The sequence below is a fragment of the Haloarcula sp. HT12 genome, assembly GCF_055271655.1.
The window spans coordinates 703,334-709,340 of the sequence record NZ_JBUXKW010000003.1; the positions used below are offsets into that span (position 1 = coordinate 703,334).

The 6,007-nt window shown below is 64.8% G+C and carries 9 protein-coding genes; 5 read left to right on the forward strand and 4 right to left on the reverse strand.

What is annotated here, in order from left to right:
- Position 1 precedes the first annotated feature (1 nt).
- The 3 genes from ACY9XZ_RS13180 to ACY9XZ_RS13190 form a co-directional block, all read right to left on the reverse strand.
- The gene (locus tag ACY9XZ_RS13180) at positions 2–148 is read right to left on the reverse strand and encodes a hypothetical protein (RefSeq protein WP_463457474.1); all 147 of its coding nucleotides are present in this window, start codon (positions 146–148) and stop codon (positions 2–4) included.
- A gap of 119 nt (positions 149–267) precedes the next feature.
- The gene (locus ACY9XZ_RS13185) at positions 268–810 is read right to left on the reverse strand and encodes a CBS domain-containing protein (RefSeq protein ID WP_008309731.1); all 543 of its coding nucleotides are present in this window, start codon (positions 808–810) and stop codon (positions 268–270) included.
- 71 nt (positions 811–881) lie between these two features.
- The gene (locus ACY9XZ_RS13190) at positions 882–1,253 is read right to left on the reverse strand and encodes a DUF555 domain-containing protein (RefSeq protein WP_137682236.1); all 372 of its coding nucleotides are present in this window, start codon (positions 1,251–1,253) and stop codon (positions 882–884) included.
- 273 nt (positions 1,254–1,526) lie between these two features.
- Between ACY9XZ_RS13190 and ACY9XZ_RS13195 the strand changes: the two genes are divergently transcribed.
- The 5 genes from ACY9XZ_RS13195 to ACY9XZ_RS13215 all read left to right on the forward strand — a co-directional run bounded on the left by ACY9XZ_RS13195 (position 1,527) and on the right by ACY9XZ_RS13215 (position 5,288).
- A complete protein-coding gene (locus tag ACY9XZ_RS13195; protein ID WP_463457475.1) occupies positions 1,527–1,697 on the forward strand; it encodes a hypothetical protein in 171 nt (56 codons plus the stop codon).
- A gap of 103 nt (positions 1,698–1,800) precedes the next feature.
- On the forward strand, positions 1,801–2,514 hold the full coding sequence (gene psmB, locus ACY9XZ_RS13200; RefSeq protein ID WP_463457489.1) for an archaeal proteasome endopeptidase complex subunit beta: 714 nt from the start codon (positions 1,801–1,803) through the stop codon (positions 2,512–2,514).
- Positions 2,515–2,647: 133 nt separating this feature from the next.
- Positions 2,648–4,015, forward strand: a complete 1,368-nt coding sequence (locus ACY9XZ_RS13205) for a phosphopentomutase/phosphoglucosamine mutase (RefSeq protein WP_463457476.1) — start codon at positions 2,648–2,650, stop codon at positions 4,013–4,015.
- Between the two features lie 65 nt (positions 4,016–4,080).
- Entirely contained in the window at positions 4,081–4,467 is a 387-nt protein-coding gene (gene cdd / locus ACY9XZ_RS13210; protein WP_463457477.1) for a cytidine deaminase, read from the forward strand.
- Positions 4,464–5,288, forward strand: a complete 825-nt coding sequence (locus ACY9XZ_RS13215) for a nucleoside phosphorylase (RefSeq protein WP_463457478.1) — start codon at positions 4,464–4,466, stop codon at positions 5,286–5,288. The genes cdd and ACY9XZ_RS13215 overlap by 4 nt, the downstream gene beginning before the upstream one ends.
- A gap of 206 nt (positions 5,289–5,494) precedes the next feature.
- Here ACY9XZ_RS13215 and ACY9XZ_RS13220 read toward each other — a convergent pair.
- Positions 5,495–6,007, reverse strand: a 513-nt coding sequence (locus tag ACY9XZ_RS13220) for an NAD(P)/FAD-dependent oxidoreductase (RefSeq protein WP_463457479.1), incomplete at its 5' end; no start/stop codon positions are given.

Here is a 6,007-nt window from a genome sequence, read left to right on the forward strand (position 1 = left end):
GTCAGGCGGACAGGATGTCTTTACCGGCGGTCTCCTCCGCGATCCGTATCTGGAGCGCCTGCCGGATGTGGTATCTGGCGGCCTCGGTTTCGGCGTGTTCGAGAGCTTGTTCGAGTTCGGCATACAGCGGATCGCTGGGATCAGGCATATCGCTATATCTCTCGTTAGTGAGAATAGACATATACCCCTGACACCGTTTTCGGTGTTAAGCCTCTCCTACGGGCATTACGGAGCCACTATCGCGGTTCGCGCATCTGAGAATCGGAGTTAGCTGACCGTACGGGCGATGTCTGCTTCGGTTATGACACCGATAGTTTCCCCGCCTTCGACGACCATCACGGCGGCATTGTGGTTCAGGTAAGCATCGACTTCGTCGATGGGAGCGTCGGGTTCGACGGTCGCGATGGACTCGTTCATCACCTCGGCGACGGGAAGTTCGCCGACATTCTCTTCGGGGCGCTGGCGGATGTCGGAGTTGCCGATGAGTCCCTGCGGTGCCCCGTCCCGGATAACGGGGACCTGCGAGTACCCCTTCTCGTCCATCAGCTCCTTGGCCTGGTGGACGGAATCGTCGGGCGCGACGCCAACGACTGGGGAGTTCATCAGGTCGCGGGCCTTGATGATGCCGCCCTCGGCTTCTTCCAGTGCGGTCACGATCCGGCGTAGCGTCGACAGCCGCGGGTCCACGTCGCCGCCTTCGATACGGGCGATGAGTGGTTGAGAGACGTCGGCCCGCTCCGCGAGTTCGCTCTGGGTCAGTCCGAGTTCGTTGCGGCGCTCCCGCAGGTCCTGCGGCGTCGGTAAGTCCATGTCCGGTGATTACCCGTGGTAATATAAAAAGCCCACGGCTAGCGAGGCGGGCGAATCAAACGGAGAACGGACTACGCTTCGGCTTCGGCTTCGTCCTCGTCAGCTTCGGTCTCGAACACCTCGATGACTTTCAGCGGGACGTCTCGGAGCGCGCCGCCGATCTCGCTCTTTGCGATCCGCTGAGCGTGTTCCGGGGATTCGGCGTTGAACACGTCCATCTCGAGCACCAGTCCGACGAGTGCCGTGTCGGCCGCGATGAACGCCGAGTCGAACGGTTCGCCACAGGCCGGGCAGCCGGTCGCGCCGACCTCGACCTCCACGTAGTCCATCTCGGCCTCGTTGAGCCGCTTCCCCGCTTCGCTCACTGCTACACCGATAGCGTCGTCGATGTCGTCTACGTCACGAACCAGCCAGGCTGCTTCCATCGCCACGAGGTAGTTCATACACTAGCTCTCGTGGCCCGACTATTCGATAGTTTTGATTCGCCCGTGGTGCGCACGTCACCGTTACTATCTCCATAACTTATGCGAACCAGCCGCCTGACCCACGCTCCCATTATGTCAGTTCGGGGCTTCGTTCCGGCGACGGTTGGGTATTTCATGGTCAGAATCAAACCGCAAGACTGCGGCGCATTATTTCCTCACTATCGATAATACTGGACTCGAAATCGGCAACAAGGCTTATATACTACACTCACTCTGGATGGACCGAGGAAGATGGTAGCTCGACTGTACACCGCAACGCTGTTCGCACTGTACCAACTCACCCTGCTGCTGGGTATCATGCTGCTGCCGGTAGCGATGATCACGGAACGGTTCGGCCTCCGACTGCCGATGGACCGGGCCGTGTCGGGACTCAACGAGGCGTACGAGCAAGCGAGCGCGTAAGACGGGACAGCCGACTGGGGTCTGACCGTAGTGATGGCGGTCAGGTTCATCAGGAAAAGAGGTTTTATCAGCGCCCGACTAGTATCGCACAGTAATGCGAGATATGACTCCGGGGCCGGAGCTTTCTGGACCCCAGGCTGCTGCGGAGTTCCAGAGCGACCCGTACGCGCCCGAGGTCGGCGAACTCCCCGAACAGTCCGCACAGGATTCGGAGAAGGTGAACAAGACCGGGACGACCACCATCGGGATTAGCACGTCCGAGGGCGTCGTTATCGCGACGGACATGCGCGCCTCGCTGGGCGGCCGCTTCGTCTCGAACAAGAACGTCCAGAAGGTCGAGCAGATCCACCCGACGGCGGCGCTAACCCTCGTCGGCAGCGTCGGCGGCGCACAGTCGTTCATCCGGACACTCCGCGCCGAGGTCAACCTCTACGAAGCCCGACGCGGCGAGGACATCACGATGAAGGGGCTCTCGACGCTGGCCGGCAACTTCGCCCGCGGCGGCCCCTTCTTCGCTATCAACCCCATTCTCGGCGGGGTCGACGACGACGGCCATCACGTCTACTCCATCGACCCGGCCGGCGGCGTCATGAAAGACGACTACACCGTCACCGGTTCCGGGCTCACCGTCGCGTACGGGACCCTCGAAGACCGCTACGAGGACGACATGACCAACGAAGAAGCCAAAGAGGTCGCCGCCGCCTCGATCAAGGCCGCCGCCGAGCGCGACACCGGCTCCGGCAACGGCATCTATCTCGCCGACGTCACCGCCGAAGGTGTCGACATCAACGGCTACGACTTCGACGAACTGCTGTAATCGGGCTCTTCGCGGTCTCTTTTGTGCCGTTTGTGTCGGACGTCAACTCCAGTTCTCGGCGGGCCGTGGACACGGCAACTATAGACTGACGTGCGAACGAGAGAATTATACGGTCGGCTTCCGCATCGCCGGTATGGAACTGTTCGGAACCGCGGGTATCCGCGGTGATGTCGTATCGAAGGTGACGCCGGACCTCGCGTTGCGCGTCGGGCAGGCCACCGGCCGGGACGGCGAGACGTTCGTGCTGGGGTACGACGGGCGCGTGACCTCGCCGGCCCTCGCCGATGCGATGGCCGCGGGGCTGCAAAGCGCCGGCGCGCGCGTCTTCAGAATCGGCCGCGTGCCGACGCCGACGCTGGCGTACGCCTCGCAGGGACGGCACGGCGTGATGATCACCGCGAGCCACAACCCGCCGACGGACAACGGTGTCAAGGTGTTCGCCGACGGCACCGAGTACGGCGACGACGACGAAACCCGCATCGAGCAGCGGATCGAAGAGGGGTCGACGCCGACGGCCTGGCGCGACTGGGGCGATACGGAATCGGTCGACTTCCTCGATCAGTACCGAGGCGCTGTCGCCGACTACGCGGGATCGCTCGGCGCAGACCCGTCGGGACTGACAGTTGCGGTCGACTGCGGCAACGGGATGGCCAGCGTGGCGACGCCGCAGGTCTTGCGGGAACTCGGGGCCGACGTACTGGCGACGGAGGCCAACGTCGACGGGACCTTCCCCGGCCGCGAGAGCAAGCCGACGCCGGAGACGCTGGCGGACTTCCGGCGGTTCGTCGCAGAGACGGACGCCGACTTCGGGTTCGGCCACGACGGCGACGCCGACCGCATCGTCGTCGTCGACGCCGACGGCGACGTGATTCACGAGGACACGATACTCGCCATGCTCGCCGAGCACTACACGCGCGCCGCGGCGGTCTCGGACCCGGTAGTCGTGACCACACCCAACGCCTCCGGGCGCATCGACGAGCGGGTCGAAGCCGCCGGCGGCCGCGTCGAGCGCATCCATCTGGGCTCGCTGCACGTGGGTATCGCTGACGTTCGTGCGAATGCGACCGACGAAACCGAGGTCGTCTTCGCCGCCGAACCCTGGAAGCACATCCACACCGCCTTCGGCGGCTGGATCGACGGCGTCGCCAGCGCGGCCGTGCTGACGCGCCTGTTCGCCGCGGACGGCGTCGCCGACAGGCGGGCCGTCATCTCCGAGCGGCCCTACGAGAAGGTGAGCGTCGAGTGCCCCGACGACGCCAAGGCGGAGACGATGGCCCGGCTCGAATCCAGTCTGCCCGAGACGTTCCCCGAGGCCGACGTCTCCACGGAGTACGGCGTCCGGCTCTCCTTCGACGACGGATCGTGGACGCTCGTGCGCCCGAGCGGGACCGAGCCGTACGTCCGGGTGTACGCTGAGAGCGACGACATCGACGCGCTGGTGGCGGACACCACACAGGCGGTCCGCGACGCCGTCGCCGCGGTCAGCGCCGCCGACGCCTGATCCCCGAGCGCCCGACCGCTACCAAGACCGACAGAATTTCTACGCGGCCCGCCGACGCCCAGAGCATGGAAGACCTCCTCGACGCAGCGAGAGACGCTATGGATGCGGCCTACACGCCATACTCGGAGTACACCGTCGGCGCGGCGCTGGAAACGAGCGACGGCAGCGTCTACACCGGCTGTAACATCGAGAACGCGAACTACAGCAACAGCTTACACGCCGAAGAAGTGGCTATCGGCGCGGCCGTCAGCGACGGCCATCAGTCCTTCGAGCGCGTCGCCGTCACCTCGGGCAAGCGCGACGGCGTCACCCCCTGTGGGATGTGCCGCCAGACGTTCGCCGAGTTCTGTGACGAATCGTTCGAGATCATCACCGACGGCGACGAGCCGACTGTGTACGAACTCGGCGAACTCCTGCCCAACACCATCACCAGCGACCACCTCGACAAATGACAGGCGACAGTGAAGACCCGAACGACGACGTACAGTACCATCTGGAAGTGAGCGCGGACGACGTGGCCGACAGCGTCCTGCTACCGGGGAACCCCGAGCGCGTCGAGAAGGTCGTCGACTACTGGGACGACCACGACATCGTCGCCGAACACCGGGAGTACCGCACGGCGACGGGCACCCACGACGGGACCCCAATCTCTGTGACCTCTACCGGTATCGGCGGCCCGTCAGCTGCAATCGCGCTGGAGGAACTGGCCCGCGTCGGCGCTGATTCGTTCATCCGGGTCGGCTCCTGCGGGGCCATCCAGGAGGAAGCCAGCATCGGCGACCTCGTCATCACGACCGGCGCGGTGCGACAGGAGGGCACCAGCAAGGAGTACGTCCGCGAGGACTACCCCGCCAGCGCCGACCACCGCGTCGTCTCGGCGCTCGTCGCCGCCGCGGAGGAACTGGGCTATGACTACCACCTCGGCGTCACCTGCTCGACGGACAGTTTCTACGCCGGCCAGTCACGCGCCGGGTTCGAGGGGTTCGAGGCCAGCGGTAGCGACGAACGGATCGCGGCGCTGCAAGAGGCCGGCGTGCTCAACTTCGAGATGGAGGCCGCCACGATCCTCACGCTCGCGAACCTGTACGGCCTGCGGGCCGGCGCTGTCTGTACGGTGTACGCCAACCGCGTCACGGGTGAGTTTCGCACCGAAGGCGAGCGCAAAGCGGCTAAGTGTGCCAGCCTCGCCGTGTCGTATCTGGCCGAGATGGACGCCGCTGTCGAGGAATCCGACGCCGACGGCTGGCACGCCGGTCTGTCTATCGACCGCTAGTCCGATTTTCGTCTTGCGCTAGTGGAAGCAGCGGCGGTTCAGTGCGGTGGTGGAAGAAGTAGCATACCGCGCCGAAGGCGCGGTTTCACTCCGAGCGCGGCCTCGGCCGCGATTCGGAGGTCGTTTTTAGCGTAGATTTTTACGAGGAGTGGTGCCCGCAGCACGCTCGAAGAGCGTGCGAGGACACCCGACGAAGTAAAAAGGTACTACATGTCGGGCCAGGCCTTGGCGGCCCGACCGACGCCGGTCACGTCGTTGATCCAGCGGGCGGCGATGGCTTTCTTCAGCAGTTTCGCGGGCACGCCGCCGAACGTCTCTATCGGGACGTTCACCACGTCGTGGGCAACGGCCTTCTCGCCGACCGAGACGACCGTCCCCTTGTCCTTGTGGGTCCAGGTCTTGAGTGGCTGGCCCCGAACGGCGCGAGCGAGGTTCTCGCCGGCGACTTCGGCGGCTTGCCAGGCGGCCTGGGCCGTCGGCGGCGCGGGCTGGTCGCCCGGCTGGTCGATCAGCGCAGAGTCGCCGATAGCAAACACGCGCTCGTCGTCGGTCTGGAAGTTCCCTTCAGCGTGGACGCGGTGGTTGCGCTCGTCCTTGTCCAGATCCACGTCGTGCATGCAATCGCGGCCGGTGATACCGCCCGTCCAGACCAATACGTCGTAATCGAGTTCGTCCTCGTCGCCGATGTAGACGGTTTCCTCGTCGACTTCGCCGATGAA